General features: G+C 50.8%; 18 protein-coding genes and 1 tRNA gene. 3 read left to right on the top strand and 16 right to left on the bottom strand.

Going from position 1 to position 22,917, the window contains the following annotated elements; all coding sequences use genetic code 11:
- Positions 1-45: 45 nt before the first annotated feature.
- From mfd to C7U56_RS12490, 10 genes are all read right to left on the bottom strand, one after another.
- A complete protein-coding gene (mfd, locus tag C7U56_RS12535; protein WP_107001483.1) occupies positions 46-3,576 on the bottom strand; it encodes a transcription-repair coupling factor in 3,531 nt (1,176 codons plus the stop codon).
- Positions 3,573-4,202 carry an aminoacyl-tRNA hydrolase gene (gene pth / locus C7U56_RS12530; protein WP_107001482.1) on the bottom strand — a complete coding sequence of 210 codons (630 nt, stop codon included), beginning with the start codon at positions 4,200-4,202 and terminating at the stop codon, positions 3,573-3,575. The genes mfd and pth overlap by 4 nt, the downstream gene beginning before the upstream one ends.
- Before the next feature lie 239 nt (positions 4,203-4,441).
- Positions 4,442-5,710, bottom strand: coding sequence for a S41 family peptidase (locus C7U56_RS12525; protein ID WP_022359888.1), 1,269 nt, complete (start codon positions 5,708-5,710; stop codon positions 4,442-4,444).
- A 212-nt stretch (positions 5,711-5,922) separates the two neighbouring features.
- Positions 5,923-7,200, bottom strand: coding sequence for a murein hydrolase activator EnvC family protein (locus tag C7U56_RS12520; RefSeq protein ID WP_107001481.1), 1,278 nt, complete (start codon positions 7,198-7,200; stop codon positions 5,923-5,925).
- A gap of 67 nt (positions 7,201-7,267) precedes the next feature.
- Entirely contained in the window at positions 7,268-8,176 is a 909-nt protein-coding gene (ftsX, locus tag C7U56_RS12515) for a permease-like cell division protein FtsX (RefSeq protein ID WP_107001480.1), read from the bottom strand.
- Entirely contained in the window at positions 8,166-8,849 is a 684-nt protein-coding gene (gene ftsE, locus C7U56_RS12510) for a cell division ATP-binding protein FtsE (RefSeq protein WP_022359885.1), read from the bottom strand. The genes ftsX and ftsE overlap by 11 nt, the downstream gene beginning before the upstream one ends.
- A 79-nt stretch (positions 8,850-8,928) precedes the next feature.
- Positions 8,929-10,017 carry a PucR family transcriptional regulator gene (locus C7U56_RS12505; RefSeq protein WP_107001479.1) on the bottom strand — a complete coding sequence of 363 codons (1,089 nt, stop codon included), beginning with the start codon at positions 10,015-10,017 and terminating at the stop codon, positions 8,929-8,931.
- 293 nt (positions 10,018-10,310) lie between these two features.
- Positions 10,311-10,685 carry a RidA family protein gene (locus C7U56_RS12500; protein WP_107001478.1) on the bottom strand — a complete coding sequence of 125 codons (375 nt, stop codon included), beginning with the start codon at positions 10,683-10,685 and terminating at the stop codon, positions 10,311-10,313.
- A gap of 21 nt (positions 10,686-10,706) precedes the next feature.
- Entirely contained in the window at positions 10,707-11,540 is an 834-nt protein-coding gene (locus C7U56_RS12495; protein WP_107001477.1) for a CvfB family protein, read from the bottom strand.
- A 135-nt stretch (positions 11,541-11,675) separates the two neighbouring features.
- Positions 11,676-12,434: an acyl-[acyl-carrier-protein] thioesterase gene (locus C7U56_RS12490; protein WP_353956889.1), complete on the bottom strand. Its 759-nt coding sequence runs from the start codon at positions 12,432-12,434 to the stop codon at positions 11,676-11,678.
- A 241-nt stretch (positions 12,435-12,675) separates the two neighbouring features.
- Between C7U56_RS12490 and C7U56_RS12485 the strand changes: the two genes are divergently transcribed.
- Positions 12,676-12,748 (top strand) — tRNA-Gln (locus C7U56_RS12485).
- 183 nt (positions 12,749-12,931) lie between these two features.
- Here C7U56_RS12485 and C7U56_RS12480 read toward each other — a convergent pair.
- Together C7U56_RS12480 and C7U56_RS12475 are read right to left on the bottom strand one after the other, a co-directional pair.
- Positions 12,932-13,432, bottom strand: a complete 501-nt coding sequence (locus C7U56_RS12480) for an HAAS signaling domain-containing protein (RefSeq protein WP_107001476.1) — start codon at positions 13,430-13,432, stop codon at positions 12,932-12,934.
- Positions 13,433-13,522: 90 nt separating this feature from the next.
- Entirely contained in the window at positions 13,523-15,460 is a 1,938-nt protein-coding gene (locus tag C7U56_RS12475) for a fructose-1,6-bisphosphatase (RefSeq protein ID WP_107001475.1), read from the bottom strand.
- 232 nt (positions 15,461-15,692) lie between these two features.
- Here C7U56_RS12475 and C7U56_RS12470 point away from each other — a divergent pair, with 232 nt between their 5' ends.
- Positions 15,693-16,505 (top strand): MBL fold metallo-hydrolase, encoded by an 813-nt coding sequence (locus C7U56_RS12470; RefSeq protein WP_107001474.1) that lies wholly within the window; start codon positions 15,693-15,695, stop codon positions 16,503-16,505.
- 15 nt (positions 16,506-16,520) lie between these two features.
- Here C7U56_RS12470 and C7U56_RS12465 read toward each other — a convergent pair whose 3' ends face one another.
- Entirely contained in the window at positions 16,521-16,970 is a 450-nt protein-coding gene (locus C7U56_RS12465) for a PaaI family thioesterase (protein WP_181357243.1), read from the bottom strand.
- Between the two features lie 318 nt (positions 16,971-17,288).
- Between C7U56_RS12465 and C7U56_RS16055 the strand changes: the two genes are divergently transcribed.
- Positions 17,289-18,554, top strand: a complete 1,266-nt coding sequence (locus C7U56_RS16055) for a M23 family metallopeptidase (protein ID WP_338108868.1) — start codon at positions 17,289-17,291, stop codon at positions 18,552-18,554.
- 199 nt (positions 18,555-18,753) lie between these two features.
- On the opposite strand, the gene C7U56_RS12450 is transcribed toward C7U56_RS16055, so the two are convergent.
- From C7U56_RS12450 to ilvB, 3 genes are all read right to left on the bottom strand, one after another.
- A complete protein-coding gene (locus C7U56_RS12450) occupies positions 18,754-19,917 on the bottom strand; it encodes a phosphoglycerate dehydrogenase (protein ID WP_022359875.1) in 1,164 nt (387 codons plus the stop codon).
- A gap of 140 nt (positions 19,918-20,057) precedes the next feature.
- Positions 20,058-21,143: a 3-phosphoserine/phosphohydroxythreonine transaminase gene (serC, locus tag C7U56_RS12445; RefSeq protein ID WP_107001472.1), complete on the bottom strand. Its 1,086-nt coding sequence runs from the start codon at positions 21,141-21,143 to the stop codon at positions 20,058-20,060.
- A gap of 54 nt (positions 21,144-21,197) precedes the next feature.
- Positions 21,198-22,880 carry a biosynthetic-type acetolactate synthase large subunit gene (ilvB, locus tag C7U56_RS12440; protein ID WP_107001471.1) on the bottom strand — a complete coding sequence of 561 codons (1,683 nt, stop codon included), beginning with the start codon at positions 22,878-22,880 and terminating at the stop codon, positions 21,198-21,200.
- Positions 22,881-22,917: the final 37 nt, after the last annotated feature.

The raw sequence follows: 22,917 nt of genomic DNA, 5'->3' as shown, positions 1-22,917 counted from the left end.
TTTTCATTTCAAATATACTTTCAATCTTTTCTACACAATTAAAAACTACTCTTTCGCCAGCGCCGCGAGCCCGGAAAGAATCTCCCGCGCCTTCACAAGCATCGTCTCGCAGTCCGTATGTTTCTGCCGCACATCGCGGTAATAGAACGACGGTACATCGCCCGTCCTGAAGGTCAGCGTGCCCTTGTACTTCTCCATCAGCGCCGGAATGCCGGAGACGTCCAGATTGGCTTTCTGGTACATCTGGATCGTGATATCCTGCTTCTTCACATCGACCTCCACGACGCCCGCCTGATGAGCAAGCGCTTTCAAATCGGCGATCTTTAACAGATTCTCCACTGAACGCGGAAGCTCGCCAAAGCGGTCGATCAGCTCATCCTGCATATCCAGGTACTCTTCCTGGTTCTCGATACCGGAAATCCGCTTGTAAACGTCGAGTTTCTGGTACTCATTCCGGATGTAAGACGGCGGAATATACGCGTCGATGTCGCAGTCCACCACCGTTTCGAAATCCTCCGCTTCCTTCTCCCCGCGCAGCGCCAGCACCGCCTCGTTTAAAAGTTTACAGTACAGATCGTAACCGACCGCCTCCATATGACCGTGCTGTTCCGCGCCCAGAAGATTTCCGGCACCGCGCAGCTCCAAATCACGCATCGCAATCTTGATACCGCTTCCCAGCTCCGTAAATTCACGGATCGCCTGCAGACGTTTTTCCGCCTCCTCACGCAGCAGCTTGTCGCGCCGGTACATGAGAAACGCATACGAAGTCCGCCCGGAACGTCCGACGCGACCGCGGATCTGGTAGAGCTGCGACAGCCCCAGCCGGTCGGCGTCGTGGATGATGATCGTGTTCGCATTCGGAATGTCCAGTCCCGTCTCAATGATGGTCGTAGACACCAGAACGTCGATATTGCCCTCAACGAAATCCAGCATAATTTTTTCCAGTTCATGTTCGTGCATCTGCCCGTGGGCGAACACGACGTTTGCCTCCGGCACCAGAGCCGCCACATGGTTTGCCACCTCGTCGATGTTATTGACACGGTTGTAGACATAATATACCTGTCCGCCCCGCGCCAGCTCCCTGTGAATCGCCTCGCGCACCATCTCGTCGTTGTACTCCATGACGTAGGTCTGAATCGGCAGGCGGTCCACCGGCGGTTCCTCCAGGACACTCATATCCCGGATGCCAATGAGACTCATATGCAGGGTACGCGGAATCGGCGTCGCCGTCAGCGTCAGAACGTCTACATTTTCCTTTAATTTCTTGATCTTTTCCTTATGTGCCACACCGAAGCGCTGTTCCTCATCGATGATCAGAAGCCCCAGATTTTTAAAGACAACATCCTTAGAAAGGACGCGGTGCGTTCCGATCACGACGTCCACCTGCCCTTTTTTCAGATCTTCCAGCGTTTTTTTCTGCTCGCCCGCCGTGCGGAAACGCGACAGCATATCGACCCGCACTGGGAAATCCTTCATCCTCTGCACAAAGGTATTGTAATGCTGCTGCGCCAAAATTGTGGTCGGCACCAGATACACAACCTGCTTACCCTCCTGAATCGCCTTAAATGCCGCCCGGAGCGCTATCTCCGTCTTGCCGTATCCAACGTCGCCGCAGATCAGGCGGTCCATGATGCGGCGGCTTTCCATGTCTTTTTTGGTCGCCTCGATCGCCTCCAGCTGATCCTCCGTCTCCTCAAACGGGAACATTTCCTCAAATTCCCTCTGCCAGACCGTATCCGGTCCATACTGGTAGCCCTCGCTCCGCTGACGCGCTGCATAAAGCTCGACGAGATCCTTTGCAATATCACGGACCGCACCGCGCACCTTGCTCTTCGTCTTATTCCATTCCATTCCGCCCAGTTTATTGAGCTTCGGCGTCCTGGCATCCGAACCGGCATATTTCTGGATTCCCTCCAGGCGGGTCGCCGGAAGATAGAGATTACCGCCGTCGCGGTACTCAATCTTGATGTAATCCTTGACGACCTTGTCCTGCTCGATCTTCTCAATGCCCCGGTAAATGCCGAGTCCGTGGCTCTCATGCACCACATAATCGCCGATCGAAAGCTCGGAAAAGCTCTGGATTTTCTTACCCTGGTAGGAGGTCTTTTTCTTCTTTTTCCGCCCCCGTCCGCCGCCGAACATGTCTCCCTCGGTGATCACGACGAACTTAATCAGCGGATATTCAAATCCCCGATGCAGCTTTCCGTAAGTCACCAGGATTTCACCCGGTTTCACGGTGTTTTCGCCCTCATCCGGGCAGAAGGCACTTAAATCATACTCCCGCAGATCGCCCGCCAGACGGCTCGCGCGCGTCCGCGAACCAGCCAGCAATACCACCCGGTATTTTTCCTTCTTCCAGCGCGCCAGATCGCTGATTAAAAGCTCAAATCCATTCTGGTAGGAATTGACATTTTTAACGCTCAGACTGTATTTTTTCTTAACCGTCATGCCGGAGAGCTTCTGATCCAGCCCCAGCAGTAAAAGAGTGCGCGGGCGCATTGCCATCGCCAGCGTCTCCTTCGCCGAATAGAGGAAGGAAGTCTGCCCCGGAAGCAGATAGCCGCCCTCGAGACGGTGCGACATGCTCTCCCGGAACTCCGTCTCGGTCGTCTCTGCTTTTTCCTTCAAGCGCAGCGGCTCATCCAGGAAAATCGTCAGCTCATCGACTGGAAAATAGTTTAAAAACGATACCGTTTCCTTGCAGAAATACCGGATATAGCTTCCCAGCCCATGCACCCGGAAGCCCTCGCGAAGCCCCTCTAAGACCTCCGAGACAGCCGAATCCATCCGGTACGCCTCTTCCGTCTTCATGGCATCCCGGAGCTTTTTCACGTATTTCCTGCGGTCTTTCTCGATCGCCTCGGTTCCATCCTGAATCTGCTCCGGCGTCAGCGCCATCTCCGTCGCCGGATAGATCACTGCCTCATCCACCTGCTCGATCGATCGCTGGCTCTCCGGGTCGAAGGTACGGATCGAATCGACCTCGTCGCCCCACAGCTCGATCCGGTACGGCACCTCCTCCGTCAGCGGGAAAATGTCAATGATACCGCCGCGCACCGAAAACTGCCCTGATCCCTCAACCTGCGCGACCTTCTCATATCCCATTTCTGCCAGGGCGTGCGTCAGCTTCCCGACCTCGACCACATCTTCTGTCCCGATCGTGAGACTCCGCTCTTTCATCCACGCAAGCGGCAGCAGATGTTCCATCAGCCCGTCGATCGTCGTGACCACCACGCCGCCGGAACTCTCCAGGACCCGCCGCATGACCTGAATCCGCTGTTTCGTCAGCAGGTTTCCGTGGATATCCGACGTATAAAACAGCAGATCCCTCGCCGGGTACAGCGAAATATCCGTATCAAAGCACCGGTAATCCTCACAGATCTCCCGCGCCCTCGAATCATCGTAGGTGACAATCAGCTTCCAGGGCGTCAGATCCGAAAGCTCGGACAGCAGATGCACCTTCTGCGAATCCAGGCATCCCGTGACAAGAAGCGGTCCCTGTCCGCGCTGTAAATCCGTCTTGAGATCCTGAAACTCGATCATCTCCTCTAACGGATTTGCAAATAAATCGCTCATTGTGTCTTGACTTCCTCCTTCCTCTCCGCCTTCTGCTTCTCTAGCTTCTCCTTCTCCCCGCGCGCCGCGCCGTTAAAATGGTTCATCGCCGCCTCAACGCCCTCTGTCATCATATCCACGACTGCCGCCGCACCGTCCTTAAACGCCGTCGTCATCGTTTCGGCTTCCTCTTTCGGAAAACGTCCCAGCACATAGTCTGCCAGATCCATGCGCGCCGGCTTCTCGCCCACACCGATCCGCACGCGTGGAAATTCCTGCGTTCCCAGATGGGCGATGATATTTTTGATTCCATTGTGGCCGCCCGCGCTGCCTTTTTTGCGGATCCGGATGCCGCCCGGAACCAGGCTGATATCGTCATAAATCACGATAAACTCCGCTGGATCTACCTTATAATAATCCATCACCTGACGGATGCACTCGCCGCTCAGGTTCATATACGTCTGCGGCTTTACCAGAATGACCTTATTTCCCTCGATCACGCCTTTTCCGATCAGTCCCTTAAATGCTTTCTCCCGGACATCAATGTTATACTTGTCCGCCAGCGCATCCAGCGTCATAAATCCCACATTGTGGCGGGTTCCCTCATATTCTCTTCCCGGATTTCCAAGTCCTGCAATTACATACATAATTCTATTTCTCCCTCTTTTTCTATAGTATCAAAAATACCAGATTCTTCACTCATCGTCTTTCTCAAAAAGCCAAAACAGACACGACTTTAAGCGTTAAATCCTGAAACTGCCACTTTTTCAAGCTGTTTCAGGATCTAACGCACTTATTTTTCTGGATACTTTTAAAGTTACTGTTCACGGATAGGCACTTTTGGAATCGAAAGTGCCGTAAGTTTTGGGGTCGTGTAAATAAGAAGTTACTTTCCCTTCACAACCTCAACCGCCTTCTGCAGCTGATTATCCTTCTCCTCTGGAATCACGACTTCCTGCGCCGCCTCTTCATCCAGCTCCACCTCGAGATCCGGCTCGATGCCTTTTCCATGGATATCATTTCCATTCGGCGTATAATAATGGTCGGTCGTCAGCTTGATCGCGCTTCCATCCGAAAGCGGCATCAGCGTCTGCACGATACCTTTACCGAAAGTCTTCGTTCCGACGATCGTCGCCACGCCGTAATCCTTCATCGCACCGGTAAATACCTCCGACGCGCTGGCGGAATTGCCATTTACCAGCACAACCATCGGGATCTCCAGGCTGTGTCCATCCTCAGCGTCGTATGTCTCCTCCGTGCCCTTCTTATTTGCCACGGTCAGGATCCGTCCGCCATCTTTCAGGATATAATCCGCCATTGAGACAACCGTCGTCACCTCGCCGCCCGGGTTGTTCCGCAGATCGATGATCAGGCGCTTCATGCCCTCGCCCTGCAGTTCCTCGATCTTGGATTTAAACTGATCGGCAGTCACACGGTCAAACTCTGCAACGGAAATATATCCGATCTCTTCATCCAGCATCTTGCCTGACACCGTCTGCACATCGATCGGTCTGCGGGTCAGGGTGATATCCTTGTACTCGTCGCTATTTTCACGATAAACCGTGATCGTCAGCTGGCTGCCTTCCTCGCCCTTGACGTAATTATTGACCAGAAGCGACAGATCCATGCCAATCACCTCGGTGCCGTCTACCTTATAAAGCGCATCACCCGGAAGGATGCCTGCCTCCTCGGCCGGGCTGCCCTCAAAGACGCGCACGATCGTGCTGACGCCGGTCTGGACATTCTGGGATACCAGAGCGCCGATGCCGCAGTAAGAACCATTTGTCTCATCCAGGAAGCTTGTCAGCTCGTCCGGCGTATAGTAAACCGCATACGGATCATTTAAACCACTCAAAAAGCCCTGATAAATGCCGGCTTCCTCCTCGGATGTATCAATTTTTTCCTCAAACAGGTACTTTTTATCGATAATATCCTGTATCTGCTCCAGCTTTTTCGTGACATTCTCAAAATTGACCGGCTCCTGTGCCTGCGACGGTGTTCCCTCGGTCTGTACCTGTACCTGTGTCTGATTATCGATCACACGGCGTCCAAACATGTAAATCCCCGCCGAAGCACCGACCGTGATCAGACACACCAGTGCTGTCACCAGCACACCGACCATCACACCGCGCCAGAATTTATTTTTACTGTCCATCTCTTATGCCTCCTGATTCCTGTCTATTCCTTCCGGATTTGTAACTGTTCAGTACCTTCACAGTCACGCGCAAAAATCCATCAAAAATTGCCTACGGCAATGGGATTTTTGCCTGCTGGTCCATGTTTTCGTACGGTCAGCGCAGTAAATGCGCAGACCTACTGAACAGTTACCCGGATTTCATCTTTTGCAGCCACCTGATACTTTCCGCACTACGGACTTACATAGCTCGAAGGGTTTACATAACTTCCGTTCTTGCGGACTGCAAAATGCAGATGAGAACCTGTCGAATATCCGGTCGAACCTACCTTCGCGATCGTCTGTCCGGCTTTTACCGTATCCCCTGCCGATACCAGAAGCTGGGAACAGTGCATATACACGGTTGAAAGTCCATTTCCATGGTTGACCACAACATAATTTCCAGCCGAATAACTGTAGGTTGCAATCGAAACCGTTCCTCCGGCGGCTGCCACGATGCTGCTGCCGGTCGAAGCGCTGATATCAATGCCCTTATGGTTCGAGGACGCGCCCGCCGTCGGTGATTTACGTTTTCCGAATCCAGATGTAATGCGTCCGCTTGCAGGGCACGGCCAGCGCAGCGAAGAACTTCCCGTCGAAGTGGTAGTCGTACTGCCAGTATTCCCTTTCGCGGTCGAATTATTCGTTTTTCCCGCTGCGGCGGCTTTTCTGGCAGCTTCCTCTGCCGCTTTTTTCGCCGCCTCTTCCGCTTCCTTCTTCTTAATCTCCGCCTCCATCTGCGCGATCTTGGCTTCCTGCGCCTTGATATCGTCCTCATACGCTTTCGCCTGCGCTGATTTCTCGCCGATCTGCGCGTTGACGTTCTGGAGTTCTTTATTTTTCTCATTCAGGAGAAGCTGGACTGAATCCTGCTTTGCCTCCGTCTGCGTCTTCATCTCTTGCAGCTCCGTCTTCTCCGTCTCCAGCTTTTTCTTGCTGTCCGCGATGGACTCTTTCGTCGCCACATACTGGTCGAGCATCTTCCGGTCATACTCCGAAATCTTTGAAACATACTCTGCCCGGTTTAAAAGCTCCGAGAGCGAACGGGCTTCCAGAAGCAGATTTAAGTAGCTGCTATCGCCCTTCTCATACATATATTTGATACGCATTTTCATCGAAGCATACTGCTTTTTTTCAGTTTTCTGCGCTTCCTCCAGCTTTACCGCCGTCTCATTGATGCTTTTCTGCTTGCTGGAAATATTATTTTCCAGCTTCGTGACCTGCGACTGCAGATCATTCATCTTCGTGTCCAGCTCCTTGACATAGCTCTCGGTGTTACTTTTCAGACCCTGAAGGCTTTTGATCGCCTCCTCGGTCTTCTTTTTCTCCTGTTCCAGGGCGCTTTTCTTATCCTTGGCGCTGCTTACATCCTTTTTCGTCGCTGCCGCCACCGAGGTCAGCACTGGGGAAGACGCCAGCGCCGCCGTCACAAGGAACAGAGCCGCACGTATTTTCAATCCCTGTTTTTTCATGTTCTCATCCTTTTTACCGCAAATTTTCGCTGCCGCCGCATTCTCCTACAGCAGCCGCCAATGTTTCTTACACCTTTAAATGTCTGCGGATCGTAAAGAAACTTCCGACAAAACCGATTCCCACGCCCAGCGCCATCGCCACGGCTACCATGCTCGGGAAAATGGTCTGAATCGGGATAAATTCAATCAGGTTCGACAAGATATCAAACCGTTCCATCATATATACAACCGCCTGGCGGTACAGAAAATACGTGATCGCCAGCGGAATCAGCGCGCCAACCAGACCGATCATCACACCCTGTACAACGAACGGCGCACGGATCATGAAATTCGTCGCACCGATCAGGCGCATGATCCGGTTTTCCTCCCGCCTAAATGCAGCTGCCGTCGTGATCGTATTGCTGATAAGGAAGATAGCAACTGCCAGCAGAATAGCGATGATCACCCCCGACAAAAGTCCCAGCATCTTGTTGAAGCTTGAAAGCCCGGACGCCGTATCGCTCGAATAATTGATCTTCCGGATCCCCTGCACCGTGCCAAGCCATGCAACCATGTCATCCTGCATGTCAATGTCTTTCAGATAGATCTCGTAGGACGCCGAACCGGCTAACGGGTTGTCATCCGCAAATCCTTCTGCCAGATCCTCGACTCCCTTAAAATATTCTTTCTTAAAATTCTCCCATGCCTCCTCGGCAGAAACATACTTTACTTCCTTGACCTCATCGCGGGCGCGTATCTCATCCCCGATTTTCTGTATATCGTCCTCACTCATATCTTCATTGAAGAAAACCGTGATTCCTACTGTAGATTCTGCATTCAGCACCATATACTGTACGTTGGCAATCAAGCCAAAAAACATACAGAACAGGAAAATACATGCCGAAATAATCGCCACCGACGCCAGTGAAAACCAGATATTCCGGATGATATTGCGCATGCCCTCCTTGGTGCAGTAAATCAATGTACTAATTTTCATGCCAGATACCGCCTTTTTGATCTCCCGTCAGCACGCCGCGCGTCAGCGTGATCACACGTTTTCCCATCTCTGCTACGATCTCCCGGCTGTGCGTTACCACAAGCACCGTCGTCCCGCGCCGGTTTATCTCCTCCAGAAGCTCCATGATCTCCATGGAATTATGTACATCCAGGTTTCCCGTCGGCTCGTCCGCCAGAAGTATCTCCGGCGAGTTGATCAGCGCACGGGCAATCGCAACACGCTGCTGCTCGCCGCCCGAGAGCTGGTTAGGGTATGCTTTATATTTTGAAGAAAGCCCTACCAGTCGGAGCATTTCCGGCACATTTTTCTTAATCTCACGGGGCGATACGCCGATGACCCGCTGTGCAAACGCGACATTTTCATATACCGTCTTATCCTTCAACAGACGGAAATCCTGAAACACCATTCCCAGCCGTCTGCGGTACTTCGGGATGTAGCGTCTCGGCATCTTTTCCAGATCCATATCGTTGACGATAATCTGACCGGAAGTCGGCTCCAGCTCCTTCAAAAGAAGCTTTAAAAGCGTCGATTTGCCGGAACCGCTTCGTCCCATGATGAAAACAAACTCGCCGTCCTGAATCTGAATATTGATTCCCTTTAAGGCTTTATTCCCCGTCTTGTACGTCTTGGTGAGATTTTTAACCTCTATCATGCGTAAATCCTCTTTTTCAATTCTCCAAATGAAATTGCTGCGGCAAAGGCAATCTTCCTCCCCGCCACAGCAATTTGGATTAATAATCCAGGTTTTCCATGTATTTCATATATTTTACAACCATCAGGGCAATCTTAAATGTGATCGCATCCTCAAACACCCGCAGATCCAATCCCGTGCTCTTCTGGAGCTTATCCAGACGGTATACCAGGGTATTGCGGTGGATGTAAAGCTGTCGGGAAGTCTCTGATACGTTCAGGCTGTTCTCGAAGAACTTGTTGATTGTCGTAAGAGTCTCCTCATCAAACTCATCCGGCGATTTGCCATCAAAAATTTCCTTGATAAACATCCGGCACAGCGGCAGCGGCAGCTGATAGATCAGACGTCCGATTCCCAGCTTGCTGTATGCGACCACATTTTTGCTGCTGTAGAAAATCTTTCCTACATCCAGCGCCATCTTCGCCTCTTTATAAGAACGCGATACGTCCTTGATCTCGTTGACGATCGTACCGAATGCCACGCTGACACGTGTCAGTGACTCGGTATTGAGCATATCTACGATGGATGTGGCTGTCTTTTCCAGATCGTCGTAAGTCTCGCCCGGTTTCACTTCCTTGACTAGAATAATGTTCTTCTCATCCACTGCCGTGATGAAATCCTTCGTCTTGGTCGAGAACAGGCTGCGGACGGTCTCAAGTGCATTCACATCCTTCTCATGCTGCGTCTCAATGATAAATACGATCCGCTTGACGTTCGTCTCGATGTGCAGCTTCTTCGCACGGTTATAAATGTCAACCAGAAGCAGGTTGTCAAGCAGCAGGTTCTTGATAAAATTGTCCTTGTCAAAGCGCTCCTTATAAGCTACCAGCAGGTTCTGAACCTGAAATGCCGCCATCTTGCCGACCATGTATACGTCGTCGCTTCCGCCCTTGGCAAGAAGTATATATTCTAACTGGTGATCGTCAAACACCTTGAAAAACTGATATCCCTGTATCACCTGGCTGTCCGCCGGAGAGTCTACGAAAGCCAGAATTGCACTCTCATATTCCTCAGCGCCAGTAAATGTGGATGCCAGCACCTTGCCTTCCGTATCACAGATACAGAGATCGACACGCGTAATTCCTTTTAACCCCTCAATGTTTGTCTGGAGTATCTGGTTCGAAATCATATTCCTCTCTCCTTTTCTTTTATCCTCCGTCCAGCTGTGTTTCCGGGTCTTTCAACCTGTCATTCCCCAAACCCGTTTGTTACCCCTCCGGCAATCTGTGCCTGTGGACCATAACCGTTCCCCATCTGAATCTTGGACGGATCTTTCCCTTTATTTTAAAGCAAAGTGACGAAAAAAAAAAGAGGGCGGACGAAAAAAAGTGAATTTTTTCGTCATTTTGCCCTCACACGCCGGGATTTTCACAGACTGGAACTTGTTTTTCCGGCGAAATTTTCCAAATATGCGATTCATTCTTATTTTGCTGCGATCGCTTCCATCTCCATCAGGACGCCCTTCGGAAGTTTAGATACCTCGACGCAGGAACGTGCCGGGCATGCGCCCTCGAAATATTTCGCATAGATTTCATTTACTTTTCCGAAATCATCCATGTTCTGGATAAATACGGAGGTCTTTACAACCTGCTCCATGGAAGCACCTGCTGCCGCCAGAAGATTCTTTACATTGGTTAAAACCTGCTCTGCCTGAGCCTCGATTCCCTCCGGGATCTCGCCGGTTGCCGGATTGACCGGAATCTGACCAGATGCAAATACCATTCCATTTACTTCGATTGCCTGGGAATACGGGCCGATCGCTGCCGGTGCATTGGTTGTGCTGATTACTTTCTTCATGTCAAATCTCTCCTTTGTCTTTTATTTTAAACGGATAGAATCTTCGTTTACCTCTACTTTTCCTTCTTTTAAAAGGTGTCCAACCGCACGCTTGAACGCGTTTTTGCTTAGATTAAATTCGCGGCGGATAATCTCCGGCTCCGCGCGGTCATTAAACGGCAGAACGCCGTTTTTTTCTTTCAGACGTGCCAGCACCGCCTCGGCATCCGCATTCATCTGACGGTACGCCACCTCGCGCAGGCTCAAATCCATTTTTCCATCCTCGCGCACCTTCGTCACGCGTACCTTTAAAACCTCGCCCAGACGGCATTTTCCATACAGCTCACGGTTCGGAATCAGACCGAAATAGCGGTCTGCCACTGCCACGAACACGCCCAGATTTTCATTGATCTCATAGACGCGTCCCTCGGTCCACTCGTCCTTCTTGTACGGCGCATCACTGCAAAGATACGAATATACCTTCATCGTCGCCGCCAGACGACCGCTCTTATCGATATACAGCGCTACCAGGCACTCTTCCCCGGCGCGAACCGGATATACCTGCTCTTTAAACGGGAGCAGCAGATCTTTTTCCAGCCCCATATCGAGAAAGGCGCCGATCTTCGATACATCCTTGACCTTCAAAACCGCCGTCCCGCCCAGTTCCAGCTTCGGCATCGAGGTCGTCGCAATCAGGCGATCCTCGGAATCTTTATAAATAAATACCTTGAGCTTATCGCCCACTTTTGTGCCCTCCGGCACCTGTTTCTTCGGAAGCAGGACCGCCGCCGCATCATCTTTCTTCTGTCCCAGATACACGCCGAAGTTTTTCTCCCGCACTACCATCAGTTCCTGTACTCTTCCCAGTTCAATCATGTCATTCGTCCTCTCTTTTCTGCCGATCTCTTTTTTTATTTAACGGTTGCATTTTTCATTCACTGGCAGACAATCCACGCCGAATCTTTCTTCGGCTGCAATGATTCAGTTTCTTCACTGCTACATACAAACTCTTTACAAACCAGTCCTTGCCAGCCACAAATTCGCATACACCTGACCTTCCGCATCCTGCAGCGATACCACGTATCCTTCCGGCACCTGCGCCAGTTTCGGGTACATCACATTCCCAAGCACTGCCGCCTTCCGGTACTCCACTCGCAGTTCTCCGAGTGCAAAGTCCACAGGCAGCAATTCACGCGCAATCGCCACATACTGTGCATTGTTCACGTGCCGGTTCGTATCGAGATGATGGCGTTCCACCGTGACCGGCGCCGCCGTCTCATACGTCTCAGGCAGGCGGATTTTCTTCGGCGCTGGCGGCATTGCAAGCGGTTTATCTTCAATCTGGTAGCCCTCCAACTGGCTTTCCGGCACCCGCACCGGGCATCCTTTTTCCAGATCGTAGTAAAACCAGGTCGAATCCGCCCGCACCAGCGGGTTTCCCATCTCATCCTCGATCGTGAAATTCCGGTAGCCATAGATTCCCTTAAACCCATACGGCCAGGTCGAAATACGGATCCGCTCGCCCAAATGCGGCTGTCTGAGAATCTCTATCTGCCATCCGCTCAGCCACCACGCCCGTTTTTCCTCATTCAGATAGGAAATCCCGAGTTTCAGATCCTCCGACTGGAACGTCGAACAATCCTGAAGATAATTCATGATTCCCACCACAGAAAGATTTCCCTCTTCATCCGTCTCACTGTACCGGACCCGGCTGTCAAATGTATACATATCGCTCTCTTTTCCTTTCCGGCTTCCGGCTCTCCGCACCATCTCCGCGCATCCGCCATCTGCCGTTTCGTCCTATACTGCCTTAACATTCTGTCATGAAACTCATTATATCCGATTCGAACCACGTTGTCTACTTACAGACCCAGAATATTGCAGAATTTGCCGGACGCATGGCGCGGTTTCTGCCACAGCAGCCGCCCAAACAAAAAAAATTATCAAAAAAGCGAAAAAAGTAGTTGACGAATCTGTTTCCTTACAGTATAATACAAATCGTTCAATTCATTGGGCTATCGCCAAATGGTAAGGCAACGGACTCTGACTCCGTCATTTTCAAGGTTCGAATCCTTGTAGCCCAGCTAAAAAGCATTTGTTTGCCAAAGACGGCATGACAAGTGCTTTTTTTGTATTATGGAAACTCCCTCTGAAATGTTCCATAATACAACATTTTTCAACTCAATAAACCTCCATATGTTTGCGAAAAAACAAGAAAAGAACCCCCGCTCCGGTCATCCCTCACAGCCGGCGGCAGGGGTTCTTTTCTATTTCCAAATACTCTTAATAACTGTATAGATCAGCCAAATCAGAAGAATCGGCCCCGCCAGATGAATCAGGATGGTAAAAATACCTCCGACCAGTGCAAACAGCACAAATAAGATCGCAATAACCACCACGCTGAGAATCACCTTCCAGTACCATTTGTTCAAATCGATGTAATGGAAGTTCGGCGGCAGACCGCTGTCGTCCCGCTCCGAAAAACCGCCGTTGTAGGAGGACGCTGTGCGCCCGCTCCCGGCAGCGTCTCCCGAAGTGTACGAACCGCCCTGGCCGGTCTCCCCGGCGCCCTCGCTGCTGTCGATAATGGTTTTCGCAATCAGGCGTGGGCTGCCGATCTCCTCGATCACTTCTTCCTCCCGGCGCCCTTTCGCCGCCTCCTGGCTGATATACTGATCGTAATAGCTTATGTTGCTCTGGATGACTGAAGCCGAAACCTCGCCGTCCAGCGCCTCCCGAAGCTCCTGTAAAAACTCTGTCTTTCTCATCTTGTCTCCTTATTCCTCAAACCGTCCCGTTTCTCCCGTTTCACCCAGCCGAAAGAAACAAGCTTCCAGTTCCCGTCCCTTTCAACTGCCTCAGCGTATGCGCTCTTTCAAAAGTCCGCTCCGGTACGCTTTCAAGAGCTCTTTCAGATCCTCGATGCGGCCCGCCAGCTCCTTGCCCTCATCGGTATCCGCCACTGTGATGCGCTTCTGCATTTTCTCCACAATATATACCTTCGGCGTCCGCTCGCGCTCCGGGTCAAATGGCTTGTGTTCCGCAAGCGCGAGATGGTGCGAATTGAAAATCAACGTATATCCGGCGATTCCCGTCCGCTCCTGGTAGGCTTTCGACAGCCCGCCGTCAATGATGAAGAGCTTGCCGCCAGCCCGGATCGGTGTCTCTCCACTCTTAATCTTCACCGGCATATGCCCGTTGATGATATGCGATCCTTTCGTCGGAAGCCCAAATTCCTTCAAAATCATATCGCAGGTTTCTTCTTCCTCACTGAGCTGGTAATACGGGTTCATCGTCTCTCTCATCACTTCCGGATCCTCGATGAAATAATGCTCAAAGCTGCGGTTTTTGTCCTTTCCAAATACCGGCGATTTCGCACCATTCCACAGATACCACATAAAATCGCGGCACGCCTCCTTCTCCGGCGCGTCCTCTGGAAGAAAATAGGCATTTTTAACCTGTGTGTCAATAAAATCCATCAATTCCTTGCCGCGGTACATCTTGCCACCCACCATCAGACCGTCAAATTCCCGATTCTCCGTCATCGGGATACAGCCGTGATAGAGCAGGTTGGAATTGCAGCATTTATACATGCTTCCGTTGGAATACAGGAAACGGACATGCTCATGCAGCCGCGTATTGTGGCGGAACGACAGCTCCAGCGTGTGAAGCAGCTCTTCCTCTTCGTCCGTCAGCCGCAGCGGATCCGCCGGATCCACCGTCGGGAAATTCATGTCGCGCATCGGATACTCTTTTCCATCGATCGTGACCGTGCCGCGGTCATAACGAATCGCTGACAGAAGTATCCGCTCTTCCATCCCGTACTCCGGATGGCGCTTGATGATCTGTCCCTCTTCCTTATACTGTAACACCGCGATCGCCTTGTGCATCTTCGCCGCCAGCTTCGGATCCACTGCGTCGTAAATATTTTTGTCAAGAATCTGCGGCAGAAAACAGGTACACGGATCGTCCCGGTACACGCGCTCCGCAAACATCGACAGCGGGCGCAGGTTAATTCCGTAGCCGTCCTCCAATACATCAAATCCATTGTAACCGAGCGCCATACGCAAAACATTGCAGATACACGCCCGGTTGCCCGTCGCCGCGCCCATCCACGAAATATCATGATTTCCCCACTGGATATCCACATCATGGAAATGCATCAGTTCCTCCAGAATGATATCCGGTCTCGGACCACGGTCAAATATATCGCCCAGGATATGAAGATTATCGATCGTCAGACTCCGGATCAGGCTGCAGATCACGACAATAAAGCTGTCCGCCACCCGGACGTCAATCAGGGTATTGATAAGTTCGCTGTAATACTCCGTCTTATTGTCATCGGTATTATCGACATATAAAAGCTCATCGATCACACCCGAAAATTCCCTCGGCATCTTTTTTCTTACCTTGGAACGGGTGTATTTCGACGAAACCTCCCGGCAGATCTGCACCAGACGGTAGACCGCCGTCTTCTGCCAGTCCTCCGTGTATTCGTTCGCCTGTTTGATCTGATTGATCATTTTTTCCGGATAATAGATAAGGTTCGCCAGCCGTACCTCGTCCTCCTCCGAAATAATATGTCCAAATGTCTCGCGGATCTTCTCCCGGATAATACCCGACGAACTGCGGAGCAGATAAATAAACGCCTCATGCTCACCGTGCAGGTCACTGAAAAAATATTCCGTGCCCTTCGGAAGTCCACAGATTGCCTGTAAATTAATAATATCACTCGCCGCCGCCCGGATATTCGGATACTCCCGCGAAAGCAGCTTCAAATATGCTAAATCCCTCATGTTATCAGCTCCCAAACTGCGCTGTCTGCCCGGATATTGTCGTGACTCGTTATCGTCGCGCTCGCTTTGGGTAAACAGCACATTATCTACATTGCATTTGCCTTTTTGATAGATTTATAGTAGCATAGATTCAGATCAGGGTCAAAATATATTTTCGGCACTTTCAGTTCCTAAAGTGCCTACCCGTGAACAGAAACATTTTTTTCCATACATAAATACAGGAGGAACATTCATGACAGAACCACACACTCTCTACGTGTTTGGCACCGGCAACGCCACGATGACACGTTATTATAATACCTGCTTCGCCATCCGCTCCGGCGAGGAATATTTCATGACAGACGCCGGCGGCGGCAATGGCATCCTGCGGATTCTGGAAGAAATGCAGGTTCCATTAAACCGCATCCATCATCTCTTCGTGACACACGAACACACCGACCACATTCTCGGCGTGATCTGGATGATCCGGATGATTGGCACTGCCATCAAAAAGGGAAATTATGAGGGAATTTTTCATATTTACTGCCACGACGGCCTGATCGACACGATTCAGACCTTCTGCCGCCTGACACTCCAGAAGAAATTCTGCGACCTGATCGGCGATCCGATCCAGCTCATCCCGATTTCTGACCGAGAAACCCGGCAGATTCTCGATATGGAGGTCACCTTCTTTGACATTCATTCGACCAAGGCGCGCCAGTTCGGCTTCCGCGCTGTGCTGCCGGACGGCAAGATCGTCTGCTGCCCGGGCGACGAACCGCTGAACCCGCTCTGCGAAGAATTTGCCAAAGGCGCCGACTGGCTTTTCCACGAAGCCTTCTGCCTCTACCGCGACCGGGAAATCTTCTCCCCTTATGAAAAACACCACAGCACCGTCAAAGATGCCTGCGAACTCGCCGAACGCCTCGGTGCGCGGCATTTGATTCTGTGGCACACTGAAGATAAGACTTATCCGGAACGCGCTGCTTTGTACCGCGCTGAAGGGGAAGCCTATTATCATGGGGATTTGCTGGTACCGGAGGATGGGAGTGTGATAGAGCTGTGATTGTATCTTGCAGCTCTACCTCTTCCTCAAATGATAATACGTCATCGTCGCCGACGCCAGCAGCGTCTCCTTATCATCATAAATCTTGCATTCGCACACCGAAAATGCATAACCATTCTGTATTTCCTGCGCCCGGGCGATGATTTTGGATGTGTTTTTTCCAGCTTTCAGATAATGGATCGTGCCATCCACGGTCGGGACTGCGTAGTCGCGCCCGGTCATCGCTGCGGTGCCGCCCACGGTATCCGCCAATGAATACAGGACGCCGCCGTGCACGATACCTAAGATATTCATATGCCACGGTTTCAATACAATCTCTCCAACTGCATAGCCCGGGCGTGCCTCGGTGATCTCCATCTCGATTTTCTTCCGGAAATCATTGGCTGCATCCGTCTCCTGTCCGCGCTTCTCCCAGACTTCTGAGAATGAGCCGGACGGCTTTTTCTTTTCTTCCTTCTTTTCCATTTCATGTACCTCCTTGTATATATGATTTACTCTCTTTTTTATTTCTCTGCAGGTCATCTATTATTTTCTTCTATTTTTTCTATCACTTTTCTCTCTGATATAATCTGTTTGTATAATCTGTTTGCCTGAATCAGCCCATCCTTTTTCCTCGTCTCAAACGCTTTTTCTCATATTTTTCCAAAGATGACTCATACTTCCTCCCATCCTCTCATACAATCTTATCAGATTGCAAAAATGTTATTGTTCACGCATACGTGCCCACTAACGGAATTTGCCGTGGCTTCGCATTTAAATACTATCGCACAGGAGGGATCTGTCTTGAAACGAAGTTCTGTTATCATTGCACTGGAAATCTGCGCCATTGCGGCGCTCTTTGTCAGCTGGTCCTTCCAGCGTCCGAACAGCCGTCAGGTCACGGTCGGGAATGCGTCGGAACATTTTATCCGCTGGGTGGATTTCGATGTGACCGCCGACGCCATGACACAGGCGTTCCGCTATGATGTTGATACCTGCCAGCAGGATCTCCACCTGAACTGGGTCGATCTGCTCGCCTACCTGGGGGCGCGCTACGGGGGCGATTTTTCGCATTATCAGGCGTCCGATATGACGGAAGCTGCCGAACAGCTCCAAAATGGCGTTACAGTGGAAGAATTGACGAAAAATATGACCTCTTTTGCCTATTATCGTGAGGCTTACGGCGCGGTTCTGGATGGAATGGTCGGACTGTATGAAATTGAGATTCCGAAATCGGAAGCACCGGCTTTTGCACTGGCGGACGCGCAGATACAGGAAGGGGATCCGGCTGCCAATACTTCCTACGCAACGACACCACCACCAACAACAGCAACCACAACTGGTACAGACACAATCGACTCAGCCAGTCAAGCTTCACCAGAAACTTCAGCCTCATCCAACACACAAACTTCTCTCGAAACCCCAGTCCCCACTCTCTCCGATCCCGACGCTGTCCCCCTGACTCCCTCCGGTGAGGAAAAAGTCTGGGTTACCAAATATGGTCTGAAAGCGTTTCTCCCACTGGCGAAAAACTTTCCCTACAGCCACTATGACGATTTCGGTGTCTCCCGCAGCTACGGTTACCGGAGACGGCATCTCGGGCATGATATGATGGGGCAGACGGGAACGCCTGTGATTGCTGTGGAATCCGGGCGCGTCGAGGCGCTCGGCTGGAACCAGTACGGCGGCTGGCGCATCGGCATCCGCAGCTTTGACGGGAAACGATACTACTATTATGCACATTTACGCAAAGACTACCCCTACCAGTCAAACCTAAAAGAGGGCAGCCTTGTCACCGCCGGGGACGTGATTGGTTATCTCGGGCACACCGGCTACAGCAGCACTGAAAACACCAACAACATCGCTGAACCGCACCTGCATTTCGGATTGCAGCTCATTTTTGACGAATCCCAGAAAGAAGGAAACAACGAAATCTGGATTGACTGCTATGAACTGATCCGTTTTCTGGCGATAAACCGCTCCGAGACCGTCAAGAAAGAAGGCACCAAAGAATGGACGCGTGTTTATGAAATGAAAGATCCTAGTATCGATCAATTTTCCACCCCATGACAAAGTTTTCTTACCAAGTCAATCCTGTCGCTTAATATAACCCGCCACTGACAGTTTCTCACCAATATATACATATAATTATCACGTTAAAAAGCCATGCAGAGATTCTTCAATAAAAACATTCTGCAATCCATAAAAATACAGCCGGAAAAGGTGCACCCAAAACCGCACTTTCTCCGGCTGTTTTCAATAAAACTTATTATTTGATCACGCGCACGCGCATCATACCCTGAATAGCTTTCAGCTTCTCAATCGTCGCCGCGTCTGCCTTGGTCTCCAGATCAACCAGCGTATAAGCGTATTTATCACGGCTCTTGTTCGTCATGTTTGCGATGTTCATGTCAGTCGATGCCAGGATCGAGGAAATCTGTCCGATCATGTTCGGCACGTTCTTATGAAGAAGTGCAAGACGACCTACGGTTGTGCACACGCCCATATCGCAATTCGGGAAGTTGACGGAATTCTTGATATTACCATTGTCCAGGTAATCCATCAGCTCTTTGACTGCCATCACGGCACAATTATCCTCGGATTCTTCTGTGGATGCGCCCAGATGTGGGGTTGCGATGACGTTCGGCATCTGCATTACTTTTGCATTCGGGAAATCGGTGATATAGCGTTTTACACGACCGGAAGCCAACGCCTCTGCCATATCGTCGTCATTTACCAGAAGGTCACGCGCAAAGTTTAAGATAACCACGCCGTCCTTCATCTGTCCCAGGCTGTCTTTGTTGATCATCTGGCGGGTGCTGTCAAGCAGCGGTACATGAACGGTGATGTAATCGCATTCCTGATAGATCGTATCAACAGATGTGATGTGCTTTACGTCTCTGGAAAGCATCCACGCTGCTTTGACAGAAATAAACGGGTCATAGCCGTATACTTCCATGCCAAGCGCTGCAGCTGCGTTTGCAACCTCTGCGCCGATGGCGCCCAGTCCGATAACACCAAGCTTTTTGCCGCGGATCTCATGACCGGCAAATTTCTTTTTCGCCTTCTCCATATCTTTGGAGATATTTTCATTGTCCTTCTGCTCCTTGCACCAGTCGATGCCGCCGACTACGTCTCTGGCTCCCAGCAACATGCCAGCCAGCACCAGCTCTTTGACACCGTTTGCATTGGCGCCCGGTGTATTGAATACGACAACACCAGCCTCCGCACACTTGTCAAGCGGAATGTTGTTGACGCCCGCTCCGGCACGTGCAACGGCACGCAGTCCCTTCGGAAGTTCCAGATCATGCATGGCAGCGCTGCGGACCAGAATGCCCTCTGCCTCCGCCAGGTTGTCAGTCATCTCATAATTTTCGGTCAGTAAACCGGTTCCCAGCTTGGAAATCGGATTCAGGCAATGGATTTTTCTCATTTTTTAACTCTCTTTTCTTTCAAAATTTCAAATCTTCCCATACGCGGGCTGTTTTTGTTTTAAAAAGTCCACTGCTGCAGCAGAAAGGAACGGATTCCCCCTCCCTTTCGCCGCAGCAATGGCATAAATTTTAAAATTGATTAATTTGTATGTTTTTTCTCAAATTCGCGCATGAAAGCAACTAATTTCTCAACGCCCTCGATCGGCATTGCATTATAGATGCTAGCACGCATACCGCCGACGGTACGGTGACCTTTTAAGTTCACAAAGCCTGCCTCTTTGGCTTCCTTGACAAACAGGGCATCCAGATCTGCATCGCCGGTGACGAACGGTACGTTCATCAGGGAACGGTCCTTTTTCTCAACGGTACCCTTGAAGAGCTTGCTCTCATCGAGGAAATCGTAAAGGATCTTCGCCTTCTTCTCGTTGCGCTCCTTCATGGCACTTAAACCACCCATTTTCTTGAGCCATTTAAATACCTTGCCGCACATATAGATGGTGTATGTAGGCGGTGTGTTGTACAGAGAGTCATTGTCTGCGTATGTTTTGTAGCGCAGCATGGTTGGTGTTCCCGGAAGAACATCCTCAGTGATCAGATCCTCGCGGATGATGACGATCGCCATACCAGCCGGACCTACGTTCTTCTGGACACCGCCCCAGAGAATACCAAACTTACTCACATCCAGCGGCTCTGACAGGAAACAGGAGGAGATGTCTGCTACCAGTGTCTTGCCCTTGGTGTTCGGAAGCTCGTGGTATACGGTTCCGTAAATAGTGTTATTTAAGCAGATATACACGTAATCTGCGTCCTCATCCACTGGAAGGTCCGAACAATCCGGGATGTAGGAAAAGGTCTTGTCAGCGCTGGATGCAATCGCGTTGGCGGTACCAAACATCTTTGCCTCCTGATATGCTTTCTTTGCCCACTGTCCGGTGATGATGTAATCCCCCACCTTATTTTTGAACAGGTTCATCGGAACCATGGCGAACTGCATATTGCCGCCGCCCTGTACGAATAATACTTTGTAATTGTCCGGAATCTGCATCAATTCGCGCAGATCCTTCTCTGCATCATCAATGATGGCCTGGAAATCCTTGGAGCGGTGGCTCATCTCCATGACGGACATGCCGCTGCCCTGGTAGTCCAGCATCTCTGCCGCTGCCTCTCTCAGTACCTCCTCCGGAAGTACTGCCGGACCTGCCGAAAAGTTATAGACTCTGCTCATAATAAATCTCCTCCTGTCTTACACAAAAATGTGATAATTGCCCCCATTTTACAACTATTCGATGCGTAAGTCAATCTCATCAAACGCTTCCTCGATCGGTTTTCCAGCCGGAACCATCGGGAATACCTTGTCATCGCTGCCGATCTGGCACTCGATCATAACCGGGATATTTAAGCTGATCGCCTCGCGCAGCACCGGCTCCACATCCTCTTTCTTCGTGATACGGTATGCTTTCGCGCCCATGCCCTCTGCCACCTTGACGAAATCCATCTGATCGTAAAGCTCCGTCTGGGAATAGCGTTTTCCATAGAACAGGGTCTGCCACTGGCGCACCATACCCAGAACATGGTTGTTAAATACAACCTCGATAACCGGAATATTGTAGCGAGTTGCCGTCGCAATCTCGTTCATGTTCATACGGAAACAGCCGTCTCCGGCAATATTGATAACCGTCTTATCCTTACAGCCCATCTTCGCACCAATCGCTGCACCCAGACCGTAGCCCATGGTGCCCAGACCGCCGGAGGTCAGAAGCTGTCTCGGACGTTTGTATTTATAATACTGTGCCGCCCACATCTGATGCTGTCCGACATCGGTACAGATGATCGCATCGCCGCCGGTTACCTTGTAGATCTCTTCCATGATATACGGACCGGTCAGAACTTCCTTATTGTAGCGGAGCGGGTACATATCTTTCAGACGCTCAATGTGACTCAGCCACTCGTCATGGTTCATCGGATCCAGACGCGCGTTTAACTTACGCAGAATAATCTTGACATCGCCAATAATGCTCGCATCGGTCTGGATATTTTTGTTGATCTCCGCCGGATCGATATCTATGTGTAAAATCTTTGCATTGGTTGCAAAATGGTTCGGATCGCCCACAACACGGTCACTGAAACGCGCGCCTACAACGATCAGCAGATCGCACTCTGCCACACCGAGGTTGGATGTCTTGGTTCCGTGCATACCGATCATACCGGTATAAAGGACATCGGTTCCGTCAAATGCACCTTTACCCATCAGGCTGTCACCCACCGGTGCCTGAATTTTATGTGCAAATGCACTTAATTCATTGGCAGCATCTGACGCCACTGCACCGCCGCCGACAAAAATAAACGGTTTTCTCGCCGCCTTGATCATCTCGATCGCCTTTTCCATGTCTTCCTCACGGATCAGCTCTGTCTCGCGCTCGATCGGCTGCGGTTCCTTCGGCTCGTACTCGCAGGCCGCTGCCGTCACATCCTTGGTGATATCCACCAGAACCGGACCCGGACGGCCACTCTTAGCAATCACGAACGCACGACGGATCACATCTGCCAGCTTCGTGACATCCTTTACGATAAAATTATATTTCGTGATCGGCATGGTAACACCCAGAATGTCGATCTCCTGGAAGCTGTCTTTTCCAAGAAGCCCTGTCGTTACATTACAGGTGATGGCTACCATCGGAATGGAATCCAGGTTAGCTGTTGCAATACCCGTAACCAGGTTCGTAGCTCCCGGACCGGATGTCGCCATACACACACCGACCTTACCGGTTGCTCTCGCGTAGCCGTCTGCCGCGTGGGACGCTCCCTGTTCATGAGAGGTCAAAATATGGGTGATTTCATCCTTGTGTTTATAAAGTGCATCATAAATGTTGAGGATCGCGCCGCCCGGATAACCGAACACCGTGTCTACCCCCTGCTCTTTCAAGCATTCAATGACAATCTCTGCTCCTGTCAATGTCTTCATCTGTCTAACCTGCTTTCCTTCCTTAAACCATTTTAAA

The organism is Clostridium fessum (assembly GCF_003024715.1).
Lineage (GTDB): Bacteria > Bacillota > Clostridia > Lachnospirales > Lachnospiraceae > Otoolea > Otoolea fessa.
The sequence above is the reverse complement of the archived record's forward strand: the minus strand, read 5'-3'. Positions and strand labels throughout refer to the sequence as shown.

Bases quoted from the DNA above. Each gene is read 5' to 3' on its own strand.
- mfd (WP_107001483.1), bottom strand. From the start codon at position 3,576: ATGAGCGATTTATTTGCAAATCCGTTAGAGGAGATGATCGAGTTTCAG.
- pth (WP_107001482.1), bottom strand. From the start codon at position 4,202: ATGTATGTAATTGCAGGACTTGGAAATCCGGGAAGAGAATATGAGGGA.
- C7U56_RS12525 (WP_022359888.1), bottom strand. From the start codon at position 5,710: ATGGACAGTAAAAATAAATTCTGGCGCGGTGTGATGGTCGGTGTGCTG.
- C7U56_RS12520 (WP_107001481.1), bottom strand. From the start codon at position 7,200: ATGAAAAAACAGGGATTGAAAATACGTGCGGCTCTGTTCCTTGTGACG.
- ftsX (WP_107001480.1), bottom strand. From the start codon at position 8,176: ATGAAAATTAGTACATTGATTTACTGCACCAAGGAGGGCATGCGCAAT.
- ftsE (WP_022359885.1), bottom strand. From the start codon at position 8,849: ATGATAGAGGTTAAAAATCTCACCAAGACGTACAAGACGGGGAATAAA.
- C7U56_RS12505 (WP_107001479.1), bottom strand. From the start codon at position 10,017: ATGATTTCGAACCAGATACTCCAGACAAACATTGAGGGGTTAAAAGGA.
- C7U56_RS12500 (WP_107001478.1), bottom strand. From the start codon at position 10,685: ATGAAGAAAGTAATCAGCACAACCAATGCACCGGCAGCGATCGGCCCG.
- C7U56_RS12495 (WP_107001477.1), bottom strand. From the start codon at position 11,540: ATGATTGAACTGGGAAGAGTACAGGAACTGATGGTAGTGCGGGAGAAA.
- C7U56_RS12490 (WP_353956889.1), bottom strand. From the start codon at position 12,434: ATGGTGCGGAGAGCCGGAAGCCGGAAAGGAAAAGAGAGCGATATGTAT.
- C7U56_RS12480 (WP_107001476.1), bottom strand. From the start codon at position 13,432: ATGAGAAAGACAGAGTTTTTACAGGAGCTTCGGGAGGCGCTGGACGGC.
- C7U56_RS12475 (WP_107001475.1), bottom strand. From the start codon at position 15,460: ATGAGGGATTTAGCATATTTGAAGCTGCTTTCGCGGGAGTATCCGAAT.
- C7U56_RS12470 (WP_107001474.1), top strand. From the start codon at position 15,693: ATGACAGAACCACACACTCTCTACGTGTTTGGCACCGGCAACGCCACG.
- C7U56_RS12465 (WP_181357243.1), bottom strand. From the start codon at position 16,970: ATGGAAAAGAAGGAAGAAAAGAAAAAGCCGTCCGGCTCATTCTCAGAA.
- C7U56_RS12450 (WP_022359875.1), bottom strand. From the start codon at position 19,917: ATGAGAAAAATCCATTGCCTGAATCCGATTTCCAAGCTGGGAACCGGT.
- serC (WP_107001472.1), bottom strand. From the start codon at position 21,143: ATGAGCAGAGTCTATAACTTTTCGGCAGGTCCGGCAGTACTTCCGGAG.
- ilvB (WP_107001471.1), bottom strand. From the start codon at position 22,880: ATGAAGACATTGACAGGAGCAGAGATTGTCATTGAATGCTTGAAAGAG.